This window comes from Rathayibacter sp. AY1C5 (genome assembly GCF_002931705.1).
Taxonomy (GTDB): Bacteria; Actinomycetota; Actinomycetes; order Actinomycetales; family Microbacteriaceae; genus Rathayibacter.
Window position 1 is genome coordinate 1 of record NZ_PSWD01000033.1, and the last position, 24,943, is coordinate 24,943.

The following is a 24,943-nucleotide window of genomic DNA, read 5'->3' on the forward strand; positions in this document are numbered from 1 at the left end:
CCTCACGGGGCAGGACGACGCGGCCCGGCCCCGTCGTCCTGCCCCGTGAGGCGCGACCCGCCCCGCCACGGCTTCGACCACGCAGCGGGCCGTCGAGCCCTCCACGTCTGAGGAGCGGTCGCGCACATCCGTCGAGGTCGAGAGGACGTTCCGCCCTCAAGGCGAACGCGGGAAACGCGTGTCAGCGTTTCCCGCTAGCCGGTCGCGACCCGCTCTCCGAATCGCGACCCCTCGCGAAGCCGACCGCGGTGAGGAGAGCGCAAGCGCTCTCCTCACAGTTCAGAACAGATCCGGCGACGGCGTCGACGCGTAGCGGATGGCGACGTCGGCGTGGCGGTCGAAGCGGTAGCCGACTCCGCGGACGGTGCGCACGATCTCCTCGTAGCGGCCGAGCTTGGCGCGGAGGCGGCGGACGTGGACGTCGATGGTGCGCTCGTTCGGCGCGTCGTCGTCCGCGGCGCCCCAGAGCGAGGCGATGAGCTCGGCGCGCTCGATGGTGCGGCCCTCGCGGAGCACGAGGTACTGGAGGAGCTCGAACTCCTTGTAGGTGAGGGGGGTGGTTTCCTCGTCGAGGATGACGCGCTTGCGGGAGATGTCGATGACGACGCCGCCGGGTGCACGGTCGGGGTCGGGCTCGGCGTCGGAGCGGCGCTTGGCGACGGCGGCCGGGTCCTGCAGCGCGAGGCGCACCACGTCCACGTCGCGGCCGCCGGCGCCCTGCGGGGCGAGGGCGACGGAGGCGTAGGTCTCGGCGTCGGGGGCGAGCTGCGCCGTAACGCGCTTGAGCTCCTCGACCAGGCGGCCGAGGTCGACTCCGGCGGCGCGGGCCTTGGCCTCGTCGATGCCGACGTAGAGGGCGAAGCCGCGGGCCTCGGTGCCCTGGGGGACGGCGCGGAGGCGGGGTGCTGCGGGCGCGGCGTCGGCGACCGGCTGGAGGCGGGGCGCCTCGGTGGAGGTGGCGGCGGTGACGGTGCGGGTGTGGAGGAGGGTCATGACGAGTCCTTGGCTGGTCGGATCCGGGACGAGTGTCCGAGGGAGCGGATCCGGGTGTGCGCGATCGAGCCGGCCCGCGGTGCACGGTGGCGGCAGAGACGGATGCGGGGCATCCAGGGGATCGTCCGCGCCTCGGACGCTCAGCCGATCGTGACGATCAGCGGGCGGAGGCGGTGCGGGGATCCGGCGAGGTCAGTTCCTCATGCACACATTCGACAGCACATGACGGGGCCACCGGCCATCATCATGCCGGCATTCCCGATGGCCTCGAGGGAGGTCGGGGCGTGCAGGGTGTCACTCATGTCCGTCAGTAAAGCGGAGGCCGGTGCACGGCGTCAACACTTCCGTGGGGATGGACGGCGCGTCGGGGGTGGTTCCGGTGCTCGGGAGGAGGCGCGCGCCGTGATTGGGGACCTCGATGCGCCCGCTGCGCGGGCTGCTCGATCCGCAGGACGGGCTTTGCCGGACGGTCGCGGTGGGGGCTGTCGAGACCCTCGCTGCGCCGGCCGACCGGCACGGCTCAGCGGGGCTCCCTGTTCCGGGGTGCGACGCGAGGCCCGCTCGTCCGGGGGCCGGCGGGCTCAGCCCGCGAGGCCGTAGAGGCGGTCGCCCGCGTCGCCGAGGCCGGGGACGATGTAGCCGAGCTCGTTGAGCTTCTCGTCGAGGGAGCCGAGGACGATGGTCACGTCGCGGTCGCCGAAGGCCTTCTCGACGGCGGCCAGGCCCTCGGGGGCGGCGAGCAGGCAGACGGCGGTGACGTCGACCGCTCCCCGGTCGAAGAGGAACTGGATGGCCGCGACGAGCGAGCCGCCGGTCGCGAGCATCGGGTCGAGGACGAAGCACTGGCGGTTCGACAGGTCGTCGGGCAGGCGCTCCGCGTACGTGGTCGGCTCGAGCGTCTCCTCGTTGCGTGCCATGCCCAGGAAGCCGACCTCGGCGGTCGGGATGAGCTTGACCATGCCCTCGAGCATCCCGAGGCCGGCCCGGAGGATCGGGACGACCAGCGGCTGCGGGTCGCTGAGCGCGAGGCCGGTGGTCTGCGTCACGGGGGTCTCGATGGTGACGGTGCGGGTGCGGACGCCGCGGGTGGCCTCGTAGGCGAGGAGCGTCATCAGCTCCTCGGCGAGCTGCCGGAAGGTGGGGGAGGGGGTGCGCTTGTCACGCAGCACGGTGAGCTTGTGGGTGATCAGCGGGTGGTCGGCTACGTGGACGCGCATAAGCTCAATCTACTGGCCGGAGCGGCGCCCCACCGGCCGCAGCGGGCCGCCGCAGGAGGGGGAGCGATGCGCGACAGCGATCTCCGCGTCCCCCGCCGCTCCGAGGAGTGGATGGGCCTGGCGCTCGACGAGGCGCGGCGGGCCGCGGGCTGGGGCGACGTCCCCGTGGGCGCGGTGGTCCTCGACTCGGAGGGTGCGGTGCTCGGGCTCGGGCGCAACGAGCGCGAGCTGCGGCGGGATCCGACGGCGCACGCCGAGGTGGTCGCGATACGCGCGGCGGCCGAGGCCCGCGGCGACTGGCATCTCGAGGGCTGCACGCTGGTGGTCACGCTCGAGCCGTGCGTGCTCTGCGCCGGAGCGATCCTGGCGGCGCGGATCGACCGCGTCGTCTTCGGTGCGTGGGACGAGAAGGCGGGCGCCTCCGGATCCGTGCACGACCTCCTCCGCGACCGCCGGCACAACCACGTGGTCGAGGTGTACCCCGGGGTCCGCGCCGCGGAGTGCTCGCGGCTCCTGCTCGACTTCTTCGCCGACCGCCGCTGACGCCGACCGCCGCTGACGCCGAGCGCCGCCGAACCCCTCAGCTCGGAGCGCCCAGCCACTCCGTCAGCGCGAGCCGCGTCGCCGCGTGCATCCGCTCGAAGCGCTCCGCCGCGACGTCGTCGGCGAGCACGGCGGCGTCGTAGCCCGCCGCTCCTGCCCACTCCCCGTCGCCCTCGAGCCACTGCGCGGCCATCGTGCCGGTCAGCTCGGGGTGGAACTGCACGCCGAGGAGCCAGTCCTCCACGGCGAACGCCTGCACCTCGCCCGCCGGCGACGACGCCAGCAGCGCTGCTCCGCTCGGCAGCGCGAAGGTGTCGCCGTGCCACTGCATCACGTGGACGCCGGCCAGGTGCCGGAGCGGGGAGCCGGCGCCCTCCTCCGTGAGCACGACCGGCCGGAAGCCGACTTCGCGAGCCGATCCGGGATGGACGGACTCGCCCAGGGCGGTCGCGATCAGCTGCGCTCCGAAGCAGACGCCGAGCGTGGGACGGCGGTGGTGCATCCGGTCCTGCAGGAGCGCGATCTCGGGGCTGATGAAGGGGTGCCGCGAGGTCTCGTAGACGCCGGCGCTGGAGCCGAGCGTGACGACGAGGTCGGGGGCGAGGATGTCGATCGCGTCGAGGTCCGTCCCTGCGACGGCGTCGACGGCGAACCCCCGCTCGGTCAGCATCGGCTCGAGCGCGCCGAGCCCGGCACCGCGCTCGTTGACGATCGCCAGGGCCCGGCGCATCTCAGGCGCTCCCGTGCGGCGCGGCCGGCGGGGAGGCGGCGGGCGGAGCGGCGGCGGCCGGAGCGGCCGCGGCGGCCGTCCCTTCCGCCTCCGTCACGGCCGGACGGGCCGCCGCCGATCCTGCGCGTCCACGGTCGACGTCGGGCTCGAGGTAGATCGTGGTGGCGGCGGGAACGGCCTCGCGGATCCGCCTCTCCGCCGCGTCGATCCCGGCGGCCACGTGCTCGAGGGTCTCGGCGGCCGGGAAGGCGAGCTTCGCGGCCACGAGGATCTCGTCCGGTCCGAGGTAGAGGGTGCGCATGTGGATGACGCGCTCGACGTCGCGACCGGCCTCGAGCGCGGCGCGGATCGAGGCGGCGTCGGCGGGAGTCGCCCCCTCGCCGACCAGCAGGCTCTTCGTCTCGACGCCCAGCACGATCGCCACCACGATCAGCAGGGTGCCGATCATGATCGTTCCGATCGCGTCGTAGACCGAGTCGCCGGTGATCACGGTCAGCCCGACTCCGAGCAGCGCGAACGTCAGACCGGTGAGCGCGGCGACGTCCTCGAGGAGCACGACCGGCAGCTCCGGCGCCTTCGCCCGGCGGATGAACTGCAACCAGGACTGCGAGCCGCGGACCCGGTTCGACTCCTTCACTCCCGTGCGCAGCGAGTAGCCCTCGAGGCAGATCGAGATCACGAGGACCAGGATCGGCAGCCAGGCGTTCTCGAGCTCGTGCGGCTCGGCGATCTTCTCGATGCCCTCGTAGAGCGAGAAGACGCCGCCGACGGAGAACAGGATGATCGACACCACGAAGGCGTAGACGTAGCGCTCGCGCCCGTAGCCGAACGGGTGCTCCTCGTCGGCGGCCTTCCACGACTTGCGGCCGCCGAGCAGCAGGAGCAGCTGATTGCCGGAGTCGGCGAGCGAGTGCACGCCCTCGGCGAGCATGGAGGCGGATCCGGAGAAGAACCAGGCGACGAACTTCGTCAGGGCGATGCCGAGGTTGGCCGCGAGCGCCGCGATGATCGCGGTGCCGCCTCCGGATGCGCTCACGTGGTCTCCTCGGGCTCGCCGCTGGATGGTCGGGCCATCCTACGAGGCCCCGGACCGCACCCGGACCCCCTTGCCGCGGGCTCTTCGTAGGATGAGCGGCGTGACCGATGCGCCCGTCCTGCTCCCGTCCATCGCCGTCCTCGGCCTCGGCTCGATGGGGGGCGCGATCCTCCAGGGCCTGCTGGCTCCCGGCGTGCGCGTCGAGGGGGGCGTGCGGGTGACCAACCGCGACTCCGCGAAGGCCGCCGCGTGGGACGGCCACCCGGTGGTCACCGCCTTCGCCACCGCGGACGACCCGGAGGCCAACCGGCGTGCGGTCGAGGGCGCGGCGATCGTGCTCGTGGCCGTCAAGCCGCACATGGTGCCGGACCTGCTCGACGAGATCGCCGACGCGCTCGCCCCGGGCGCGGTCGTCGTCTCCGTCGCCGCCGGCGTGACCGCGGCCACGTTCGAGCGGCACCTGCCCGCGTCCGTCGCCGTGCTCCGCTCGATGCCGAACACTCCCGCGGTCGTGGGCCGCGCCGTCACCGGCCTCAGCGCGGGCACGCGGTCCGGCGACGAGGACCTGGCGCTCGTGCGCCGCCTGTTCGAGACGGTCGGCGAGGTGGTCGAGGTGCCGGAGTCGCAGCTCGACGCGCTCTCGACGATCTCCGGCTCGGGGCCCGCCTACGTGTTCCTGCTGATCGAGGAGCTCATCGCGGCCGCTGTCGCGAAGGGCTTCAGTCCGGAGCAGGCGTCGACGATGGTGGTCGGCACGTTCCGCGGCGCGGCCGAGCTGCTCGCGGACTCCGGCGAGAAGCCGGCGGAGCTGCGCCGGCGGGTCACGAGCCCGAAGGGCACCACCGAGCGGGCCGTCGCGGTCCTGCAGGAGGCCGACCTCGCCGCTCTCTTCACGCGGGCGACCGACGCCGCGCTGGCCCGCGCCCGCGAGCTCGCCGCCTCCTGACTCCGCCCTCCTCTCCGCGAGATGCCGCTCGGGTACGCGACACCCCGGAGCGGGCGTACCGGAGCGGCATCCCGCAGAGGAGGAGGGAGGGGGCGCGGGTCAGGAGCCGAGGGCCGCGAAGCGCTCGATGTCGCTGGGGGTGCCGCTGACCACGATGAGGTCGTGGTTCGAGACGACGGTCTGCTCGGTCGCGTAGGTGAAGGGCTTGCCCGGGCTCTTGACGCCGACGACGGTCACGCGGTGCTTGCGGCGCACGCCCGACTCCGTGAGCGTCAGCCCCCGGATCGGCTTGGGCGGGTACATCTTCGCGAGCACGAAGTCGTCGTCGAACTCGATGAAGTCGAGCATGCGGCCCGAGACCAGGTGCGCGACGCGCTCGCCCGCCTCCGCCTCGGGGTAGATCACGTGGTTCGCGCCGATCCGCTCGAGGATCTTGCCGTGCGAGCGCGAGATCGCCTTCGCCCAGATCTGCGGGATCTTGAGGTCGACGAGGTTCGCGGTGATCAGCACGGACGCCTCGATGGAGGAGCCGACCGCGACGACGGCGACCTGGAAGTCCTGCGCGCCGATCTGCGCGAGGGCGTCGAGCGAGCGGGCGTCGGCCTGCACCGCGTGGGTGACCCGCTCCGACCACTTCTGCACGAGACCGGCGTCGGCGTCGATGGCGAGGACCTCGCGGTCGAGGCGGTCGAGCTGGCCGGCCGTGGCGGCTCCGAAGCGCCCGAGGCCGATCACCAGCACCGGGGCGTCGTACCTGATGCGGTCAACCAACGATGGGCCTCTCTTCCGGTCGTCTGAACAACTGCCTCCGCTGGCTCGCGGCGAGCGCGGCGGCGAGAGTCACGGTACCAACGCGGCCCATGAACATCGTCAGCGCCAGGATGTAGACCCCGGACGGCGGCAGCTCCGCGGTGAGCCCCGTCGAGAGCCCGGAGGTCGCGAAGGCCGAGATCACGTCGAAGAGCACGTGGTCGAGCGAGGCCTTGGTGATGTGCAGGATCAGGACGCTCGACACGGCGACCGTCGTCGCGCCCCACAGCACGACCGAGACGGCCAGGCGCAGGACGTCGTTCGGGATCCGGCGGCCGAACGCCTCCATGTCGTTGTTGCCTCGGGCCTCGGCGAAGGCGGCCAGGAACAGGATCGCGAGGGTCGTGACCTTGATCCCGCCCGCCGTGGAGGCCGATCCTCCGCCGATGAACATCAGCATGTCTGTCACGAGCAGGCTCGAGCCGTTGAGGTCGGGGACCGAGATCGTCGAGAAGCCGCCCGACCGCGTCATCGTCGAGAGGAAGAAGGACTGGAAGACGGTGTCTCCCGCATCGAGGCTGCCGAAGGTCCTCGGATTGTCGAACTCGAGCACGATGTAGAGGACGGCCCCGGCGACGAGCAGGATCACGGAGGTGACCAGCGTCAGCTTCACGTGCACCGACCACTTGCGCGGGCGCCGCCAGCCGCGGGAGAAGGCGTAGATGACGGGGAAGCCGATCGAGCCGAGGAAGACGCCGAGCATCAGGATGCCGAGGAACCAGTAGTCGTCCTCGAACGGGGTGAGTCCCGCGGCGTTCGGGGCGAAGCCGGTGTTCGTGAACGCCATCGCGGAGTAGTAGAAGGAGTGCCAGACGGCCTCGCCGATCGGGATCCCGTCGATCAGCATCCGCGGGAACAGCAGGAGCGCGACGATGATCTCGATCGCGGCGGCGCTGATCGCGACGGTGGCGAGCAGCCCGCCGATCTCGCCCAGGCGCACGGCCTGGCCCTCGGCGACGGGGCCGGAGTGGATCCGCAGAGGGTTCGAGTCGCTGGCGACCATGAGCTTCGCCCGGAGCCCGAGGCGGCGCGAGATCGCCAGGCCCATGATCGAGGCGAGCGTCAGCACTCCCAGAGCGCCGATGTTCACGCCGACGAAGATGATCGAGTGGCCGAACGCCGACCAGTGCGTCGCCATGTCGACCGTCGCGAGGCCGGTCACGCAGATCACCGACATCGCGGTGAAGAAGGCGTCGTGCAGCGGAGTGACGGTGCCCGTGGTGCTCGACACCGGCAGCGAGAACAGCAGGGTGAACACGAGCACGAGCGCCGAGAAGATGAGGATCGCGAAGCGGGACGGCGAGCGTCCGGCGAAGTCGTCGATGAGGTCGCGGGCCCGCTCGAAACCCGACCAGGGGGAGACGGGCGAGACGCCCACGGGGCTGCGGAACTGCTGCCGAACCACCACGGCGGATCCTCCACTCGATCGCGGCCATGCTACCCGCTCGGTGCCGGGCTCCCGGGGCGCTGACTAGCCTGGGCGCATGGCTGACATCTTCGGGGTGATCGCGGACGGGACCCGCCGGGACATCCTCGCCCTGCTGCTCGAGCAGCGGCGGGACGGCTCGGCCGAGGGCATGAGCGTGTCGCGGATCGTGGCGCGCCTCGAGCTGAGCCAGCCGACCGTCTCCAAGCACCTCAAGGTGCTGCGCGAGACCGGCCTCGTCACGGTGCGCGAGAGCGGACAGCACCGCTTCTACGCGCTCGAGTACGCGCCGCTGGCGGAGGTCGAGGACTGGCTGCTGCCCTTCCTCGCCGAGGACGAGGCGGCCGGCGCCCTGCTCGACGCTCCGACCGCGGCCCGGGCGGAGTCGCTGGGCCGGGCGCTCGCCGAGCGCACCCACCAGGTCAGCACCGTGGTGCAGGACATCCAGCGGGGCGTCAGCGAGGGAGCGACGAAGGTCGCGGAGGCGCTGCGCATCCGCAAGTGAGGGGCGCCGAGGAGCCGGAAACGGTGGAGCCCCGGGTCGTGTAAGCTCGCGGGAGCCAGTTTTTCGTAAGCGGCCGCCCGTCGGGCGGTCGACCCCCTGAACGTTGTGAGGTCTTCGTGGGTTCTGTCATCAAGAAGCGTCGCAAGCGTATGGCGAAGAAGAAGCACCGCAAGCTGCTTCGCAAGACTCGCCACCAGCGTCGCAACAAGAAGTAGGCTCGCGCCTCTTCCCACTCGAGCGTCCGCCCTTCCGGGGTCGGGCGCTCGTCTGCGTTCACGGATCATCCCGGCGGCGCTCGCCGTCTCGGCGCCCGTCGCCGGGGCCGCCGTACACTGACCGCATGGTGGACGTGGAGCTGACGCTCGTGGGCAAGCCGGGCTGTCATCTCTGCGACGACGCGCGGACCGTGGTCGAGCAGGTGGTCGCCGATCTGGGCGGCGAGGCGTCGGTCGCCGTCTCGGAGGTGTCGATCCTCGACGATCCCGAGCTGCACGAGCGCTTCGTCGAGGAGATCCCGGTGGTGCTGATCGACGGGCGCGTGCACACCTTCTGGCGGGTCGATCCCGCGCGGCTCCGGCGGGCCCTCCTCGATCGCGGGTGAGCTTCGACCGGGCCGTCCGGACGGAAGCACGACCGCGACGTCCCTCTGACGGGGGACGGGACGGCTCGCGAAAGCTCGCCTCTCGCCCTTACCCTCGTGAGGGGGGAGTGCGCTCCTCCGTGCGCGGACGCAGATCGTCGCCCGTGGAGGAAGGAACCGCCATGCCGTCATCCCGCCGACTCGCCCTGCCCGCCGCCGCTCTCGCGGCGCTCGTGCTCGGCCTGGCCCTCCCCGGAGCGGCCGTCGCGGCACCCTCCGCCTCGACGGTCTCGACCACGGTCGAGCAGCCGGCCGCGACGACCATCCCCGGCGTGCCGGAGGATCCCGAGCAGCCGGGCGACGGCGGCTCCGACCCCGTTCCCGGCGTCCCCGAGGAGCCCTCCGTTCCCGGAGTGCCCGAGGAGCCGGCAGAACCCGAGCAGCCCGCGCCCGTCGACCCCGCGCCCGTCGACCCCGCGCCCGTCGACCCCGCGCCCGTGGACCCCGCGCCGGTCGATCCGGCACCGGTCGACCCCGCGCCCCAGCAGCCGAGCCAGCCCTCCACCGGCGGCGGATCCACCGGCGGCGGCTCGACCGGCGGCGGCTCGACCGGCGGCGGCTCGACCGGCGGCGGCCAGCAGGGCGGCTCCGGCGGCGGTCAGCCCTCCACCGGCGGCGGATCGTCCTCCGGCGGCTCCGGCTCCGGCGGCGGCACCACCGGCGGAGCGACGTCCGGCGGCACCTCCGGCGGCGGCACCACAACCGGCACCACCACGTCCGGCAGCGCCGGCTCCTCCGGTGCGGGCGCCGTCACTCCGGCGGCGTCGGCCCCCGGACGCACCGAGCTCGGCACCTCGACCGAGGGCGCGAAGCCGGCGGCCGGTGCCGCGACCGCGGACGTCTTCCTCACCCGCGAGCTCGCCGTGCAGCCGGAGGCGCTCACCGTCGAGCTCGCCCGCTTCTACGGCGTCGGTTTCTCGTACACCGGCTTCGCCAGCGGCGAGGCCGTCTCCGCGGTCCTCCGCGACCCGAACGGCACCAAGACCCCGCTGACCCTCGAGGCGGGCAGCGGCACCGCGACCGTGCCGACCGCGCTGATCACCAAGTCGGGCGCCTTCACGGTCGACCTCACGGGCGACCAGGGCTCCGCCGCCAAGGTCGTCTTCCGGCTCGCGCCCTCCACCGGCAACGGCCTCCTGCTCGAGCCGCGCGAGCTCGGCGACGGCAGCACCGAGGCGCCCCGCGGCGCCGTCTGGGGCTTCGACGCCGACGAGGAGGTCGCCGTGGGCGCCTTCGAGACCTCCGGGTCCCGCGCCGACCTGGCCGCCGGCGACGTCGCCGTGCAGTCCGACTCCATCGGCTGGGCCGAGCTGGCGCTGGGCGACGCGGTCATCGCCGACCCCGACCCCTCCGTCTACTGCGTCGTCGCCTTCGGCCGCGAGTCGCACCGCACGGCAGCTGTGACCGTCTCCTACCGTGACAGCGACACCACGGCCGCACCGTGGGAGGCGCAGCAGGTCTGCGGCACCGCGATCAGCGCCGCGCGCACCGCCTTCCTCAGCACGGCCGCCTCGGCGGGACCGGCCGGCATCACGCCGACCACCGCGCTGATGATCGGCGGCGGCGCGGTCGCCGCGTCGCTCGTCGCCTGCGCGGCCGTCCTGGTCGTGATGCGCCGCCGGCGCATGAACACGGACCTCTTCATCGGCGGACCGCTGCCGCGCACGCAGAGCGACTGACGCGTCCGGAGGACGAGGGAAGGCCCGCGGGACGCGATCCCGCGGGCCTTCCCTCGTCCTCTCCCGGCGCTCAGCCGGCCGCGGTGAAGCGGAGGAGGATCGTCCGCGCCTCCGGCCGCAGCTGGAAGTCGGGCCACACGTCCGGACCGCACGCGCGGGAGCCCAGGCCGTGCTGGGCGGCGTCGATCACGAGGACCGCGCGCTCCGACTCCGGCAGCTCGTGCGGGTGCGCGGCTGCCGTGATCTCCTGCGGCGTGTGCCGCGCCAGGGTGAAGCCGGGGAGGCGCCCGTGCAGGTCGCGCGCGGCTTCGATGCGGAGCCGGGGCGAGCCCGCCTCCGTCAGCGTCAGCTCGCGCACGCTGCTGCGGTGACCGCTCTCCTGCGGGCGGGCGTACGGAGTCGTCAGCCGGTCCATGTCCGCCGTGAAGCGCCCCACCCGCGCGGCCCGGAGGCTGTCGGGGTAGGACTCGAGCGGGCCGGTGCCGAACCACTCCGCGCCGTCGATCGACGCGGGCAGGTCGATCCGGATGCCCAGCCGCGGCCAGACGGAGTCCCAGCCCCGGGTCGGCACGAGGTCGACGCGGAGGACCGTGCTCTCCCCGTCGACGCTCCAGCGCTCCTCCATCAGGAGTCCCGCATCGAGGTCCGCGGCCGAGAAGCGGGTCACGCGGCGGAGCCCGGCGGAGGCGTCCACCTCCTGCACGCGGCCGACCAGGCGGTCGAGTCCGGCCTCGCGCCAGCGGGCGGCGGAGGAGGGGGCCGGCATCCCGCGGCCGTCGCCGTCGTACGGGTCGCCGGTGACGTAGCCGGGGAAGCCCGCGCCCTCGTCGTTGTCGGTCGGGGCGCGCCAGAGCTCGGCGCGCGGTCCGTCGACGGGCAGGCCGGCGAGGGAGGCGAGCCGGCCGTCGCGGAACCGCGCGACTCCGAGCGCGCCGCCCTCGAGGGGCGGAGCGGCGCGGACGGCGCGGGTCCACGCGGGCACCGCCGACGGCGCGGCGAGGAGGTGCTGACCGGTGGAGAGCACGTGGCCCTCCTCCGCCCAGGCGGTCGGGGCGTCGAGGACCGCGTCGACGGTGAGCCAGGTCTCGCCGCCGGGGCGCACGTCGAGCGGGGGGAGCTCCACGTGCACGGCGTCGCCGGCTGCGATGACCGGGGCGTCGAGCACTCCCTCCGCGGTGACCCGCCCGTCCCGCTCGACCCGCCACGCGAAGCGCAGATCGGCGGTGGAGGCGTCGTGCCGGCGGTTCTCGATGACGACGCCGTCGCCGCGGACCGTGAGGCGCACCGGGGCGACGATCTGCTTCCACTCGAAGAGGCCCGGGCTGGGCGTGCCGTCGGAGAGCACCATGCCGTCCATCACGAAGTTGCCGTCGTGCACCACCTCGCCGAAGTCGCCGCCGTACGCGTAGTACTCGACGCCCTCCGGCGTGCGCGCCCGCAGGCCGTGGTCGCGCCACTCCCAGACGAAGCCGCCGTGCAGCCGCGGGAAGCGGTCGACGAGGTCCTCGTACTGGTCGATCGCTCCCGGGCCGTTGCCCATCGCGTGCACGTACTCGCAGAGCAGGAAGGGCTTGGAGCGCTGCCGAGCGGACTCGCCGGGGGAGCAGCCGAGCAGCGGAGTGAGCGAGCCGTCGGTGCCGATCCGCTCGGTCTCGGGGATCGAGGAGTACATCCGCGAGTACACGTCGGTGTACGCGCCGGTGTAGTCGCCCTCGTAGTGGACGGGGCGCTCGGGGTCGCGGCCGTGCACCCAGGCGGACATCGCGGCGAGGTTCGCGCCGGTGCCCGCCTCGTTGCCGAGGGACCAGAGCACGATGCTCGGGTGGTTCTTGTCGCGCTCGACGGTCCGCTCGATGCGGTCGAGGTAGGCCTCTCGCCAGGCGGGGTCGTCGCTGGGGTTGCCCGCCCAGCCGACCCGCTCGAAGCCGTGGGTCTCGAGATCGCACTCGAGGACCACCCAGAAGCCGAGCTCGTCGGCGAGATCGAGCAGACGGGGATGCGGCGGGTAGTGGCTGGTGCGGATGGCGTTCACGTTGAAGCGCTTCATCATCGCGAGGTCCTCGCGGGCGGAGTCCTCGTCGAACGCTCGACCGCGGTCGGGGTGCGTCTCGTGGCGGTTGACTCCGTGGAAGACGACGCGCTCGCCGTTGACCAGGAAGCGGTCGCCGCGGATCTCGACCGTGCGGAAGCCGAGCCGCAGCGAGACCGTCTCGCCGGCGGAGGCGAGCGTCGCGTCGTAGAGGCGCGGAGCCTCCGCCGACCACGGCTCGACCTCGGGGACCTCGATCGCGGCGATCTCCTCCGCCGAGGCCCAGACCGTCTCGATCCCGAGCCCGGGCACGCGCAGCGTCAGCGGGAACGCGTCGGCCGCGGCGGTCACCTCCGCCTCGATCCGGCCCGCGCTGCCGGCGAAGGAGGAGCTCAGCCACACGTCCTCGATCCCGCCGACGGGGCGCGCGAGCAGGTGCACCGAGCGGAAGATCCCCGGCAGCCACCACTGGTCCTGGTCCTCCACGTAGCTCGAGGCCGACCACTGGTGCACGCGGACCACGACGAGGTTCTCGCCCGGGCGGACGACGCCGGTGACGTCGAACTCCTGCGCGAGCCGGCTGCCGGAGCCGATGCCGATCTCGACGCCGTTGACCCAGACGCGGTACCGCGACTCGACCCCGTCGAAGCGCAGGACGACCGCCTCGGCGGAGTCCCACTCCTCCGGGACCACGACGGTGCGGCGGTAGTCGCCCGTCGGGTTCGCGTCCGGAACGAACGGCGGCTCGGTCGGGAACGGGAACTGCACGTTCGTGTAGGCCGGCAATCCGTAGCGCCCGTCGCCCTGCAGCACCCAGTGCGAGGGCACCGGCATCAGGTCCCAGCCGGAGTCGTCGAACGACTCGTCCCCGACGGCGTCCACGCCCTCGCCCTCCGGCAGCACGCTGGCGCCGCCCGGGGTCCCCGGAGCGGCGGGGAGCAGGCGGAAGCGCCACTCCCCGTCCAGCGGGAGCGCCGGGGCGTCGGTGTGCAGCCACGAGCGGGGGGCCCGGCGGCGGCCGGAGCCCGGTCCGGTGTCCGTCAGGTAGTGGGAGGTCGTCGGGGGAGTCGTCACTTCACGGAGCCTTCCGTCAGGCCGCCGCGCCAGAAGCGCTGCAGCACGATCATGGCGATGGCGAGCGGGATGATCGACAGCAGGACGCCGCCGGTCGTCAGCTCGTAGAACTCGGGCAGGCGGTCGACCTGTCCGAGCCAGTTGTTCAGTCCCAGTGTGATCGGGAACAGGTTCGTGTCCGAGAGCATCACCAGGGGCAGGAAGTAGTTGTTCCAGATCCCGACCAGCTGGAAGAGGAACACGGTGACCAGCGCGGGAGTCAGGATGCGCAGCCCGAGCGTGTGGAAGATCCGCAGCTCCCCGGCGCCGTCGATGCGCGCCGCCTCGATGATCGCGGTGTCCACGGTCGCCTGAGCGTAGATCCGGCAGAGGAACAGCCCGAACGGCGAGACGAGCGAGGGGATCAGCACGCTCCAGTAGGTGTTCGCGATGCCCATCTGGCTGAAGAGCAGGAACAGCGGCAGAGCGGTCGCGGTGCCCGGCACCAGAACGCCCGCGAGGATCGTCCCGAACACGAGCCTGCTGCCGCGGAACTCGTACTTGGCCAGCGCGTAGCCGCCCGCCGCGGCGAGGTAGGTCGCGAGCAGGGCGCCCACTCCGGCGTAGAGGACGGAGTTGAGGAACCAGCGGACGAAGATGCCGTCGCCGTATGTCAGCACCTGCGTCAGGTTGTCCCAGAGCGCGAACGTCGGGGCGAACCAGAAGCCGTAGGTGGCGAAGAGGTCCTCGGTCGTCTTGGTCGCCGCGACGACGACCCAGTAGACGGGGATGAGGAAGTAGACCGCCACGACGACGAGGATCGCGGTGACGATGATGGTCGAGGCGCGGTTGCGGCCGGCCGAGCGGTCGGGCCCGCGTCCGGCCTTCACGGGGCGGTCGGCGGTGACGACTCCGGTGGTCGTGGTCGGCGGGGTCTCGGTGCGGCTCATGACGACCTCCTGTTCGAGATCGAGAGGAACGTGAAGGAGAGCAGGAACGCGACCAGCGCGATCAGGACGGCCTGGGCGGCGGCGACGTTGTAGTCGTTGTAGGCGAAGGCCGTGGTGTACGCGCTGAGGTTCGGCGTGTACTGGCTGTCGATCGCCGGAGCGACCGTCTTCAGCACCTGCGCCTCGGCGAACAGCTGGAGCGTTCCGATGATCGAGAAGATCGTCGTCAGCACCAGCGCGGGGCGGATGAGCGGCAGCTGGATGCTGCGGGCGACGCGCCAGGTGGAGGCGCCGTCGACCTTCGCCGCCTCGTAGAGCTCGACCGGGATCGCCTTCAGCTGGGCGACGATGATCAGCATGTTGTAGCCGGTGTAGCTCCAGAGCGAGATGTTCGCGATCGACCAGAGCACCGTGTCCGCACCGAGGAAGTCGGGCTGGAGCCCGACCACGTTCGCCGCGTCGATGAGCGGGCTGAGGCCGGGCACGTAGAGGAAGGACCAGAGGATCGTCGCGATCACTCCGGGCACTCCGTAGGGGAGGAAGTAGGCCGCACGGAAGAAGCCGGGGAACTTCGCCGACGCCGACTCGAGCATCAGCGCGAGAACGGTGCAGAGGGCGATCATCACCGGCACCTGGACGATGCCGAAGAGGAACATCCGCCCGATGGAGGCGATGAAGTTGCCGTCGGCGAGGGCCTGCGCGTAGTTGTCGAAGCCCGCGAACCCGCTGGTGACCCCGGCCTCGCCGAAGAGGCCGGAGCGCGTCACCTTCGTGAAGCTGGAGCCGACGGCGACGACGATCGGGACGATGAACGTGAGGACGAACAGGGCCAGGAAGGGTCCGAGGAGGATCCACGGGGCGCGGGCGACCGCGCGGCTGCGCCGGGGCGCGCCCGGCGTCCGCGTGGTGGCCGCGACCGCGGCGGCGGCGGGGGAGGTCGTGGTGGTCATGCGGAGGCCCTCCTGATGCTCAGGCCCTTGTTCTCGAAGACCGTGATGATCTGCTGCTCCGCCTCGGCGACCGCGTCCACGAGCGAGAGCCCGGACGCCTTCTTCCGGAAGCCGTCGCTGAGGATGTTGAAGGACTGCTGCGTGACGGGCCACCAGGACCAGTCGGGGTTCTGCTCCTTCGATGCGGGCACGAGGACGTCCTCGTTGTAGTTCTGCCCGCTGAAGAAGTCGCTCGGACCCTTGCGGGCCGTGCCGATCTCGCCGACCGCGGGAGACCAGCCGATGCCGCTGTTGGCGATCATCGCGTCGATGCCCTCCTGCGTGGTGGTCATCCAGACGGCGAACTCGATCGCCTCCTCCGGGTGCTTGCTGCTCGAGAACACCGCCGCGGTCGATCCGCCGAGGAAGCTCGAGCCGAAGCCGGTGTCGCCCCAGAGGGGCATCGGAGCCGCGCGCCACTTGCCCGCGCCTCCGCTGACCCCCTCGATCAGGGCGTCGCCCCAGCTGCCGGTGGCGCAGGAGGCGATCCCGCCCTTCGCCGCGGCCGCGAACCACGCGGGGGAGTAGGCGCCGTAGCCGGTCTGCACCAGGTCCTGGTCGATGGCCGTGTCGAAGAAGGAGGCGACGCGCGTCGTGGCGTCGTCGGTCATGTCGATGACCCAGCCGTCCTCCTCCGGGCGCAGCCACTGCGCACCGGCCTGCGTCGCGAACGCGGCGAAGACCGAGGCGTCGGCGAGGGGGAAGCAGTCGATGTAGGAGCCGGCTCCGCGCAGCTCCGTCGCCACCGCGGCCCAGTCGTCCCAGGTCGTCGGCGGCTCCGCACCCACCTTCCCGAACACCTCGGGCTGATAGAAGAGCGCCATCGGGCCGCTGTCCTGCGGGATGCCGTAGACGCCGCCGGTGTAGCTGACCTGGCCCCAGAGCGTGGGGTCGTACAGGTCGCGATACTGCTCGACGCCGTACCGGGTGAGGTCGACGAGGCCGTTGACGAGCATGAACTCGGGGACGGAGCGGATCTCGACCTGGCCGAGGTCGGGCCCGCCGCCCGCGGCGAGGGCCGAGTAGAGCTTCTGGTACCCGCCCGCGTTGCCGCCGGGGATCCAGACGGCCTCGACCTGGATCTCGGGGTGCGAGGCGTTCCAGACGTCGCAGACCTTCTGCAGGTCCTTCAGCCAGCCCCAGTACTGCAGGCGGACCGGGCCGGTGGCCGGGGCGATCGTCGGCGCCGTGTTGACCGAGACGGTGCCCGGTGTCGCGCAGGCCGTCAGGCTCCCGAGTGCCGCGGTGCCGAGACCGGCGGCGATGAGCTGTCTCCGGGTGAACGGATGCATCTTCCCTCACTTCGTCGTGGTGGAGAGCCGGGGAGTCTCACCCGGCGATGATCGGGACGCTACCACGAATTCGAGTAGGTACTCGAAATTGGCGGCACTGCTCCTCCGCCGCCGCTACGCTGGCCGTTCGAGGGGCACGGCGAGGCGCCTCCAGTGCTGAGGAGGGGTCGATGGCGGAGGCGACGAGGCGACGCGGCCCGTACGCGAAGTCGGCCGAGCGCCGCCGCGCCATCATCGAGGCCGCCCACCAGGTCTTCGCCGCGCGGGGCTACGCCCGCGGCTCCCTCCAGGAGGTCGCCGACCGCGTCGGGCTCAGCCAGACGAGCCTCCTGCACTACTTCCCGTCGAAGACCGACCTGCTCTTCGCGGTCCTCGAGCACCGCGACCTGATCACGGGCGACGGTTCCTCGCCGCCGGACCCGGAGGAGGGGCTGGTCGCCGGCATCCTGCGGCAGACCCGCTACAACGAGACGGCGCCCGGAGTGATCGAGCTGTACGCCGTGCTCTGCGGCGAGTCGACGACGCAGGAGCACCCGGGGCGCGACTTCTTCGCCGCGCGGTTCCGCCGCCTCCGCAGCGAGTACACGGCCGAGCTGCGCGAGCTCCAGGCCGCCGGGCGCCTGCGCGAGGGGTCCGATCCGGAGCGGGTGGCGGCGTCGATCATCGCGCTCTGGGACGGCGTGCAGCTGCAGTGGCTGCTCGAGCGCGACGCGGTGGACATGGTGGCGTGCCTGGCCGACTACCTCGACCTCGTGGTGCTGCCGGCTCCCTAGCCGCCGGCGCGAGGGAACCCCGGCCCGTCGAGGGGACCCGCCGTCCGCGGCGGTCTCGATGGTCCGGGGTTCCCGCGACCGTGGTGCGCGCCTAGGGCAGCAGGCGGGTCGGGCCGCGGAACAGGTAGGTGACCTCGCGGAGGTTCGCCTGGTTCAGCATCAGCATGATCACGCGCGAGAGGCCCATGCCGAAGCCGCCGTGCGGCGGGACGCCGTAGCGGAAGAAGTCGAGGTAGAACTCGAGCTCCTCCGGGTCGAGGCCCTTCTCGCGGGCCTGCTCGACGAGGACGTCGACGCGGTGCTCGCGCTGCGCTCCGGTCGAGATCTCGACGCCGTTGTAGATGAGGTCGTAGCTGTTGGTGATCGTCCCGTCGCCCTCGCGGCGCATGTGGTAGAAGGGCCGGATGCTCGACGCGTAGTCGGTGAGGAACACGAAGTCGTGCCCGAACTCCTCCTGCACGTAGGCCGCGATGCGGCGCTCGCCCTCGGGGTCCATGTCGTCGTCGGCGCGGGGCACCTCGTAGCCGCGCTCGGCGACGATGCGCTTGGCCTCGGCGAGCGGGATGCGCGGGAACGGCGTGGTCGGGACGGTCAGGTCGATGTCGAAGAGCGCCTTGACCTCGGCGCCGTGCTTCTCGACGACGGCGGTGAGGCCGGCGACCATCAGCTGCTCGTGCAGCTCCATGACGTCCTCGTGCGAGTCGATCCAGGAGACCTCGGCGTCGACGCTCGTGAACTCGGTCGCGTGACGCGAGGTGAAGCTGGGGTCGGCGCGGAAGGCGGGGCCGACCTCGAAGACCTTGCCGAAGCCGGCGGGCTGCGCCATCTGCTTGAAGAACTGGGGGCTCTGCGCCAGGTAGGCCTTCGTCTCGAAGTACTCGACCTCGAAGAGCTCGGCCCGCGACTCCGAGGCGCTCGCCATGAGCTTCGGGGTGTGGATCTCGATGAAGTCGTGCTCGATCCAGTACGTGCGCAGCGCGTGCTCGAACGTGGTCTGCACGCGGGCGATGAGGTTCTGCTCGGGACGGCGCAGGTCGAGGAAGCGCCAGTCCATGCGCTTGTCGATGCCGGAGTCGGGCGCGATCGGCGCCTCCGGGATCGACGCGGCGACGACCTCGAGCGTCTCGAGCTTGACCTCGATGCCGCCGAGCTTCACGCGCTCGTCGTGCTTGAGCGCGCCGGTGACGGTGATGAAGGAGCCCTGGGCGAGGCCGGAGATCTCCTCGGTGATCGCGAGGCGCGCAGCCGACGCGTCGTCGCCCTCGACGGCCTCGCGCACGGCCGGGTTCACCAGCTGCACGGCACCGGACTCGTCGCGCAGGACGACGAACTGCACCTTCTTCTGGTCGCGCACGGTCTCGACCCAGCCGGACACGCGGACGGGTCCGTCCTCGAGCGCGGCGAGCTTCTTGACAGTGGTTCGGGGGAGGCGGGTCTCGTCGGTCACGGTAGGGGAGTCTACTCGGGGGCCGCCGGGCGGCGACGGGTAGCGTCGGAGCATGAGCACCGCACTGATCACCGGCGCGTCCTCCGGCATCGGCCTCGCCTTCGCCCGGGCGTTCGCGCGCCGCGGCTGGAGCCTCGTCCTCGTCGCCCGCAGCGAGCAGCGCCTCCAGGAGGCGGCGGCCGGACTGCGCGGCCTCGGCGCCGCGGCGGTCGAGGTCCTGCCCGCGGACCTCGGCGACCGCGAGCAGGTCGAGCGCGTGCGCGCGCGGCTCGTCGATCCGGCCCGACCGGTCCGCGTCCTCGTCAACAACGCCGGCTTCGGGATCGACGGGACCTTCGCCGAGCCGGACGTCGCCGCCCAGGACCACGCCTTCGAGGTGATGGTGCGCTCGGTCGCCGTGCTCTCGGGTGCGGCGGCGGAGGCGATGACCACCCGCGGCCGCGGCGCGATCCTCACGGTGTCGAGCGTCGCGGGCTTCGTGCACCTCGGCCCCTACTCCGCGGTGAAGGCGTGGGCGACCGCCTTCGCGCAGTCGCTGGCCGTCGAGCTGCGCGGCACCGGCGTCCGCTCGGCCGCGCTCTGCCCGGGCTGGGTGCGCACCGAGTTCCACGAGCGGGCGGCGATGGACACCTCCTCCATCCCCTCCTTCCTCTGGCTCGATGCGGACGCGGTGGTGGAGGAGTTCCTCCGCGACGTCGCGCGCGGCTCCGTCGTCTCGGTGCCGTCGGTGCGCTTCGGGGTCCCGATGGCCGTGGTACGGCACCTGCCCGGACCGCTCGTGCGGCGGCTGTCGGCGGCGGTCTCGGCGCGGCGCTGAGGCTCCGCTCAGGTCCGGCTCAGGCGACCCTTTTCCCGGCGTTCCCCCACGCCGCGTTCCGTACACTTGACGCTCGTGGTTGCCGATCAGATCCATCTCGTGCGGCACGGCGAGGTGTTCAACCCCGACCGGGTCCTCTACGGGCGACTCCCGAACTTCCGGCTCTCGGATCTGGGCCACCGCATGGCCCGCTCCGCCGCCGACGACCTGCTCGAGCGCCGTCGCCACGTCACGGCGCTGATCGCCTCGCCGCTCCAGCGCACGCAGGAGTCCGCGCAGCCGATCTCGCAGGCGTTCGAGCTCGAGATCCGCACCGATGAGCGGGTGATCGAGCCGAGCAACCGCTTCGAGGGGAAGTCCCTCGCCGCGCGCAGCTCCGCCTTGCGGAACCCCAAGCACTGGCCCTGGCTCCGCAACCCCTTCGAGCCCAGCTGGGGCGAGCCGTACCTCTCCATCTCGGCGCGGATGTACGCGGCGATCGAGTCGGCGTGGGAGAGCACGGAGGAGGGCGACGCCGCGATCGTCAGCCACCAGCTCCCCATCTGGACGGTCCACCGCGCCCTCGCCGGCGAGCGCCTCTTCCACGATCCGCGCAAGCGCCGCTGCGCGCTCTCGAGCATCACGACCCTCGAGCGGCGCGGGGACGGCTTCGTCGAGGTCGGCTACTCCGACCCGGCCGCCGGCCTGCAGGGCCTGGCCACCGACGTGGGAGCGGTCTGATGCGCCGGACGGGGCGGCTCCGCGGAGCGGGCGTCCTCGCGCTGGCCGCCGCGCTCGCGCTGACGGGCTGCTCCGAGGATCCGCTCGCCGACCAGTACCGGAACGGCAGCAACAAGGGCTACATCTCGGGGGACGGCACCGTCACCGAGATCGCCGCCGCCGACCGGGACGACCCCATCGTCTTCTCCGGCACCGACGAGACCGGCGCCACCATCGACTCCGCCGACCTCGCCGGGCAGGTCGTCGTCGTCAACTTCTGGTACGCCAGCTGCGCCCCGTGCCGCGCCGAGGCCGCGGACCTCGAGACGGTGAACACGGAGTTCGCCGACAAGGGCGTGTCGTTCGTCGGCGTCAACGTGCGCGATCAGGCCCCTACCGCGGCCGCCTTCGCCGAGACCTTCGGGCTCGGCTACCCCTCCATCGTCGACACCGACTCGTCGGTGCAGCTCGCTTTCACCGGCACCGTCCCGCCGAACGCCGTGCCCACGACGCTCGTCCTCGACAGGGAGGGGCGCGTCGCGTCGCGCATCCTCGGCCAGCTCCAGGAGGCGTCGATCCTCTCGACCCTCGTGGGCGACACGCTCGCCGAGGGGGAGTAGCGGCGTGGGCGACATCGTCGTCAGCGGTCAGCTCCTGCTGGCCGTGCCGATCGCGCTCCTGGCCGGGCTCGTGTCCTTCGCGTCGCCCTGCGTGCTCCCGCTGGTGCCCGGCTACCTCGCCTACGTCGGCGGATTCACCGACGCCGACGAGCGTGCGGCCCGCGGACGCCGCCGGGTCGTGCTGGGCGTCCTCCTCTTCGTGCTCGGATTCTCGCTGGTGTTCGTCCTCTACGGTGCGGCGGCGGGCACGGTCGGCTTCTGGCTGCGCCAGTACACCGACCTGATCACCCGCGTCCTCGGGCTCGTCGTGATCGCGATGGGGCTCGTCTTCATCGGCCAGTTCTCGTTCCTCCAGCGCACGCTCCGGCCCGGGATCCGTCCCGCCACCGGGCTGATCGGAGCGCCGCTGCTCGGCATCGTCTTCGGCGTCGGCTGGACGCCCTGCCTCGGCCCGACGCTGAGCTCGATCCTCGCCCTCAGCTACGGCGTGGGCTCGCCCTGGCGCGGCGCCCTCCTCGCCCTGGTCTACTGCCTCGGACTCGGCATCCCCTTCCTCCTCGTCGCCTTCGGCTTCAGCTGGGTGACCAGCACGCTCGCCTTCGTGAAGCGCCACATCCGCGTGGTCAACATCCTCGGCGGCGCCGCCCTCGTCCTGATCGGAGTCCTGATGGTCACGGGCATCTGGAACACCCTCGTCTACGGATCCCTCTCGGCGGTGATCGATGGCTTCCAGCCGGCGATTTGAGCCCGAGGAGAGCACGCGCCGCCCCGACGAGGCCGCGCAGCGGAGGACGGACGCCTCCTTCCGCCCCGCCGACCACTACGACTCCGACGGCACCGTCACGCAGCCGGCGCTCGGGTTCACCGGCTGGCTCCGCTGGATGTGGCGCCAGCTCACCAGCATGCGCACGGCGCTGTTCCTGCTGCTGCTGCTGGCGATCGCGGCGGTCCCCGGATCGCTCGTGCCGCAGCGCTCCTCCGACCCCAACGGCGTGACCCAGTACTTCGTCGACAACCCCGACCTCGCGCCCCTGCTCGACAAGGTGCAGGCGTTCGACACCTACACCTCCGCCTGGTTCTCGAGCATCTACCTGCTGCTGTTCATCTCCCTGATCGGCTGCATCGTCCCGCGCACGCGCCACCACTTCCAGGCGATGCGGTCGCGGCCGCCGCGCACCCCGGCACGCCTGCAGCGCCTCGCCGGCTACACCGTCCGCGAGGTCGAGGGCGCGACGGAGGAGGAGGCCGTCGCCTCCGCCCACTCCGTCCTGCGCCGGGCGGGCTACCGCGTCGAGCGCTACGACGACCCGCGCGGCCGCTGGTCGAGCGTCTCGGCCGAGCGCGGCTACCTCCGCGAGACCGGCAACCTGGTCTTCCACTCCGCCCTGGTCGGCATCCTCGTCGCCGTCGGAGTGGGCGGCGGGTTCGGCTACAGCGGGCAGCGCGTGCTGGTCGAGGGCTCCCAGGGGTTCGCGAACAACCTCGCGGCCTACGACTCCTTCAACCCCGGTCGCTTCTTCGACAGCAGCCAGCTCGACCCGTACCAGCTGACCCTCGACAGCCTCGACGTGAAGTACGAGGAGCAGAACCAGTCGGCGCTCGGCCAGCCCGTCGATTTCACCGCGAACGTCACGACCTCCGAGCGCGGCGGGGGCACCGAGGACCGCACGATCAAGGTCAACGACCCGCTGGCGATCGGCGGCACGAACGTCTACCTCCTCGGCAACGGCTACGCGCCGACGATCACGGTCCGGGATCCCTCCGGCCGGGCGATCTTCACCGACTCGGTGCCGTTCCTCCCGCAGGACGCGAACCTGACCTCCGTCGGCGTCGTCAAGGTGCCGGACGGGCTCTCCGAGCAGCTGGGCCTCACCGGATTCTTCTACCCGACGCAGGACACGCTGGCCTCCGGGGCGTCGACCTCGATCTTCCCCGACCTGCAGTACCCCGTGCTCTCGCTGAACGTCTTCGCGGGCGACCTCGGCCTCGACGGGGGAGTGCCCACATCCGTCTACGTGCTCAACACCGACTCGCTGACCCGGCTCACCGGCGGCACCACCGGCGTCGCGCCGATCACCCTCAAGCCCGGCGACACGGCCGAGCTCCCGAACGGGCTCGGCAGCGTGACCTTCGACAACACGGGCGCCGACCCGACGCGGATCGGCACCGACAGCGTCAAGCGCTTCGCCTCGTTCGACATCCACCACGACGCGACCCAGGGCTGGGTGCTGCTCTTCGCGATCCTCGTGCTCGCCGGACTCCTCACCTCGCTGTTCGTCCCGCGGCGCCGCGTGTGGGTGAAGGCGACCGCTCAGGACGACGGCGGCCTGCTCCTCGAGTACGCGGGACTCGCCCGCGGCGAGGACCCGCAGCTGGTGCGCGCCGTTCGGACGATCGCCGACCGGCACGCCCCGCTCGACTGACCCGCCTCCCGGACGCCCCGGAGGCCCCTCCACAGGCGTCGCCCGGCTGGGCAGGGGCCGAGTCTGTGCAAGCGCGAAGGGGCGGGCGGGGCGGCGAGCGATTACCCTGAGGAGGTGATCGCGACCCTCTCGCAGTACTCGGTGCTGTGCCTCTCCTCCGCCATGGGCATCTACGCCATGGCGTTCGTCTTCTTCGCGATCGACCTCGCCCGCCGCGCCTCCCTGGCCGACGGCGAGTCGATCGAGGTCGTGCAGGAGGCGGAGCGCGTCGCCTCCGCGGCCGCCGCCGACCGCGCGGCCAGCGGCAAGGCCACCGTCGCCGCCGCAGGCTCCGGACGCACCGCGACTCTCTCCCGCATCGGCAGCCGCGTCGAGGACGAGGTCTACCGCGCCCCCGCCCGCTCGAAGACCATGCGCATCGGGTTCTCGCTCACGCTCCTCGGCTTCGTGCTCCACCTCGGCGCGACCGTCCTCCGCGGCGTCGCCGCCGGCCGCGTCCCCTGGGCGAACATGTACGAGTTCTCGATGACCGGGACGCTCATCATCATCGGCGTCTTCCTCGCCGTCCAGCTGCGCTGGGACCTCCGCTTCCTCGGAGCGTTCATCACCGGCCTCGTCCTGGTGCTCCTCGGCATCGCGACCGTCAACTACTACGTCGCCGTCGTCCCGCTCCCGCCGGCACTCCAGTCCTACTGGCTGGTCATCCACGTGCTCGTCGCGATCCTCGGCACCGCGTTCTTCGCCCTCGGCTTCGCGCTCTCGGTCACCCAACTCCTCCAGGCCCGCCGCGAATCCTCCGGCGACAGCCCCCGCTCGGTCCTCCGCTTCCTGCGCACCCTGCCCAGCTCCCTCACCCTCGAGAACCTCGCCTACCGCGTCACGATCCTCGGCTTCATCCTCTGGACCTTCACGCTCATCGCCGGCGCCGTCTGGGCCGAGAAGGCCTGGGGCCGCTACTGGGGCTGGGACACCAAGGAGGTCTGGACCTTCATCATCTGGACCATCTACGCCGGCTACATCCACGCCCGCGCCACCCGCGGCTGGCGCGGCACCCCCTCCGCCTGGCTCGCCATCGTCGGCTTCGCCGCCGTCATGTTCAACTTCGGAGTCGTCAACGTGTTCTTCAAGGGACTCCACGCCTACTCCGGCCTCGACACCGGCATGTGATCGGCGGGGCCTGGCGGGGTCCCTCGCGGCGTTGTCGGCGACGAACGTAGCTCCGCTACGCCCGACGCCTCCGCCTTGCGATCGACCCCACCAGGCCCCGCCGATCACATGCCGGTGTCGAGGCCGGAGTAGGCGTGGAGTCCCTTGAAGAACACGTTG

General features: G+C 72.1%; 24 protein-coding genes. 13 read left to right on the top strand and 11 right to left on the bottom strand.

Annotated features, from left to right (window positions below; genetic code table 11):
- Positions 1-279: 279 nt before the first annotated feature.
- Positions 280-993, bottom strand: a complete 714-nt coding sequence (locus tag C5C57_RS15730; RefSeq protein WP_104224849.1) for a winged helix-turn-helix domain-containing protein — start codon at positions 991-993, stop codon at positions 280-282.
- Between the two features lie 581 nt (positions 994-1,574).
- Positions 1,575-2,210, bottom strand: a complete 636-nt coding sequence (gene upp / locus C5C57_RS15735) for a uracil phosphoribosyltransferase (RefSeq protein WP_104224850.1) — start codon at positions 2,208-2,210, stop codon at positions 1,575-1,577.
- A 66-nt stretch (positions 2,211-2,276) separates the two neighbouring features.
- Between upp and C5C57_RS15740 the strand changes: the two genes are divergently transcribed.
- Positions 2,277-2,753, top strand: a complete 477-nt coding sequence (locus C5C57_RS15740) for a nucleoside deaminase (protein ID WP_219812140.1) — start codon at positions 2,277-2,279, stop codon at positions 2,751-2,753.
- A gap of 37 nt (positions 2,754-2,790) precedes the next feature.
- On the opposite strand, the gene C5C57_RS15745 is transcribed toward C5C57_RS15740, so the two are convergent.
- Entirely contained in the window at positions 2,791-3,483 is a 693-nt protein-coding gene (locus C5C57_RS15745) for a gamma-glutamyl-gamma-aminobutyrate hydrolase family protein (protein WP_104266722.1), read from the bottom strand.
- Between the two features lies 1 nt (position 3,484).
- On the bottom strand, positions 3,485-4,519 hold the full coding sequence (locus C5C57_RS15750) for a cation diffusion facilitator family transporter (RefSeq protein ID WP_104297843.1): 1,035 nt from the start codon (positions 4,517-4,519) through the stop codon (positions 3,485-3,487).
- Between the two features lie 91 nt (positions 4,520-4,610).
- Between C5C57_RS15750 and proC the strand changes: the two genes are divergently transcribed.
- Positions 4,611-5,465, top strand: coding sequence for a pyrroline-5-carboxylate reductase (gene proC, locus C5C57_RS15755; RefSeq protein WP_104297844.1), 855 nt, complete (start codon positions 4,611-4,613; stop codon positions 5,463-5,465).
- 99 nt (positions 5,466-5,564) lie between these two features.
- Here proC and C5C57_RS15760 read toward each other — a convergent pair whose 3' ends face one another.
- Both C5C57_RS15760 and C5C57_RS15765 read right to left on the bottom strand, forming a co-directional pair.
- Complete coding sequence (locus C5C57_RS15760; protein WP_068255410.1) at positions 5,565-6,236, bottom strand: TrkA family potassium uptake protein; 672 nt, start codon at positions 6,234-6,236, stop codon at positions 5,565-5,567.
- Complete coding sequence (locus C5C57_RS15765; RefSeq protein ID WP_244229642.1) at positions 6,229-7,599, bottom strand: TrkH family potassium uptake protein; 1,371 nt, start codon at positions 7,597-7,599, stop codon at positions 6,229-6,231. The genes C5C57_RS15760 and C5C57_RS15765 overlap by 8 nt, the downstream gene beginning before the upstream one ends.
- A 160-nt stretch (positions 7,600-7,759) precedes the next feature.
- On the opposite strand from C5C57_RS15765, the gene C5C57_RS15770 reads away from it, so the two are divergent.
- The 4 genes from C5C57_RS15770 to C5C57_RS18215 all read left to right on the top strand — a co-directional run bounded on the left by C5C57_RS15770 (position 7,760) and on the right by C5C57_RS18215 (position 10,525).
- Positions 7,760-8,206: a helix-turn-helix transcriptional regulator gene (locus C5C57_RS15770; RefSeq protein WP_104224854.1), complete on the top strand. Its 447-nt coding sequence runs from the start codon at positions 7,760-7,762 to the stop codon at positions 8,204-8,206.
- 116 nt (positions 8,207-8,322) lie between these two features.
- Positions 8,323-8,421, top strand: coding sequence for a 30S ribosomal protein bS22 (locus C5C57_RS15775; protein ID WP_003792170.1), 99 nt, complete (start codon positions 8,323-8,325; stop codon positions 8,419-8,421).
- Positions 8,422-8,546: 125 nt separating this feature from the next.
- Positions 8,547-8,807, top strand: a complete 261-nt coding sequence (locus C5C57_RS15780; RefSeq protein WP_104224855.1) for a glutaredoxin family protein — start codon at positions 8,547-8,549, stop codon at positions 8,805-8,807.
- Between the two features lie 161 nt (positions 8,808-8,968).
- A complete protein-coding gene (locus C5C57_RS18215; RefSeq protein WP_181069236.1) occupies positions 8,969-10,525 on the top strand; it encodes a hypothetical protein in 1,557 nt (518 codons plus the stop codon).
- A 70-nt stretch (positions 10,526-10,595) separates the two neighbouring features.
- On the opposite strand, the gene C5C57_RS15795 is transcribed toward C5C57_RS18215, so the two are convergent.
- From C5C57_RS15795 to C5C57_RS15810, 4 genes are read right to left on the bottom strand one after another with little or no spacing between them, the layout of a single operon-like run.
- The gene (locus C5C57_RS15795) at positions 10,596-13,628 is read right to left on the bottom strand and encodes a glycoside hydrolase family 2 TIM barrel-domain containing protein (protein ID WP_219815102.1); all 3,033 of its coding nucleotides are present in this window, start codon (positions 13,626-13,628) and stop codon (positions 10,596-10,598) included.
- The gene (locus tag C5C57_RS15800) at positions 13,625-14,557 is read right to left on the bottom strand and encodes a carbohydrate ABC transporter permease (RefSeq protein WP_104225919.1); all 933 of its coding nucleotides are present in this window, start codon (positions 14,555-14,557) and stop codon (positions 13,625-13,627) included. The genes C5C57_RS15795 and C5C57_RS15800 overlap by 4 nt, the downstream gene beginning before the upstream one ends.
- On the bottom strand, positions 14,554-15,507 hold the full coding sequence (locus C5C57_RS15805; RefSeq protein WP_104225918.1) for a carbohydrate ABC transporter permease: 954 nt from the start codon (positions 15,505-15,507) through the stop codon (positions 14,554-14,556). The genes C5C57_RS15800 and C5C57_RS15805 overlap by 4 nt, the downstream gene beginning before the upstream one ends.
- Positions 15,504-16,838, bottom strand: coding sequence for an ABC transporter substrate-binding protein (locus tag C5C57_RS15810; RefSeq protein WP_104247925.1), 1,335 nt, complete (start codon positions 16,836-16,838; stop codon positions 15,504-15,506). Before C5C57_RS15810 ends, C5C57_RS15805 begins: the two co-directional genes overlap by 4 nt.
- Before the next feature lie 170 nt (positions 16,839-17,008).
- Between C5C57_RS15810 and C5C57_RS15815 the strand changes: the two genes are divergently transcribed.
- Positions 17,009-17,611 carry a TetR/AcrR family transcriptional regulator gene (locus C5C57_RS15815; RefSeq protein ID WP_244230513.1) on the top strand — a complete coding sequence of 201 codons (603 nt, stop codon included), beginning with the start codon at positions 17,009-17,011 and terminating at the stop codon, positions 17,609-17,611.
- 91 nt (positions 17,612-17,702) lie between these two features.
- On the opposite strand, the gene aspS is transcribed toward C5C57_RS15815, so the two are convergent.
- The gene (gene aspS / locus C5C57_RS15820) at positions 17,703-19,058 is read right to left on the bottom strand and encodes an aspartate--tRNA(Asn) ligase (RefSeq protein ID WP_244229585.1); all 1,356 of its coding nucleotides are present in this window, start codon (positions 19,056-19,058) and stop codon (positions 17,703-17,705) included.
- Positions 19,059-19,110: 52 nt separating this feature from the next.
- Between aspS and C5C57_RS15825 the strand changes: the two genes are divergently transcribed.
- From C5C57_RS15825 to ccsB, 6 genes are all read left to right on the top strand, one after another.
- Entirely contained in the window at positions 19,111-19,875 is a 765-nt protein-coding gene (locus tag C5C57_RS15825) for an SDR family oxidoreductase (protein ID WP_104224863.1), read from the top strand.
- A 75-nt stretch (positions 19,876-19,950) separates the two neighbouring features.
- Positions 19,951-20,595: a histidine phosphatase family protein gene (locus C5C57_RS15830; protein WP_104224864.1), complete on the top strand. Its 645-nt coding sequence runs from the start codon at positions 19,951-19,953 to the stop codon at positions 20,593-20,595.
- Positions 20,595-21,194: a TlpA disulfide reductase family protein gene (locus C5C57_RS15835; protein ID WP_104247926.1), complete on the top strand. Its 600-nt coding sequence runs from the start codon at positions 20,595-20,597 to the stop codon at positions 21,192-21,194. Before C5C57_RS15830 ends, C5C57_RS15835 begins: the two co-directional genes overlap by 1 nt.
- A 4-nt stretch (positions 21,195-21,198) precedes the next feature.
- On the top strand, positions 21,199-21,939 hold the full coding sequence (locus tag C5C57_RS15840) for a cytochrome c biogenesis CcdA family protein (protein ID WP_244230512.1): 741 nt from the start codon (positions 21,199-21,201) through the stop codon (positions 21,937-21,939).
- A complete protein-coding gene (locus tag C5C57_RS15845) occupies positions 21,917-23,617 on the top strand; it encodes a cytochrome c biogenesis protein ResB (RefSeq protein WP_104247927.1) in 1,701 nt (566 codons plus the stop codon). Before C5C57_RS15840 ends, C5C57_RS15845 begins: the two co-directional genes overlap by 23 nt.
- A gap of 162 nt (positions 23,618-23,779) precedes the next feature.
- Positions 23,780-24,784, top strand: coding sequence for a c-type cytochrome biogenesis protein CcsB (gene ccsB / locus C5C57_RS15850; protein WP_104224871.1), 1,005 nt, complete (start codon positions 23,780-23,782; stop codon positions 24,782-24,784).
- The last annotated feature ends 159 nt before the right edge of the window (positions 24,785-24,943 follow it).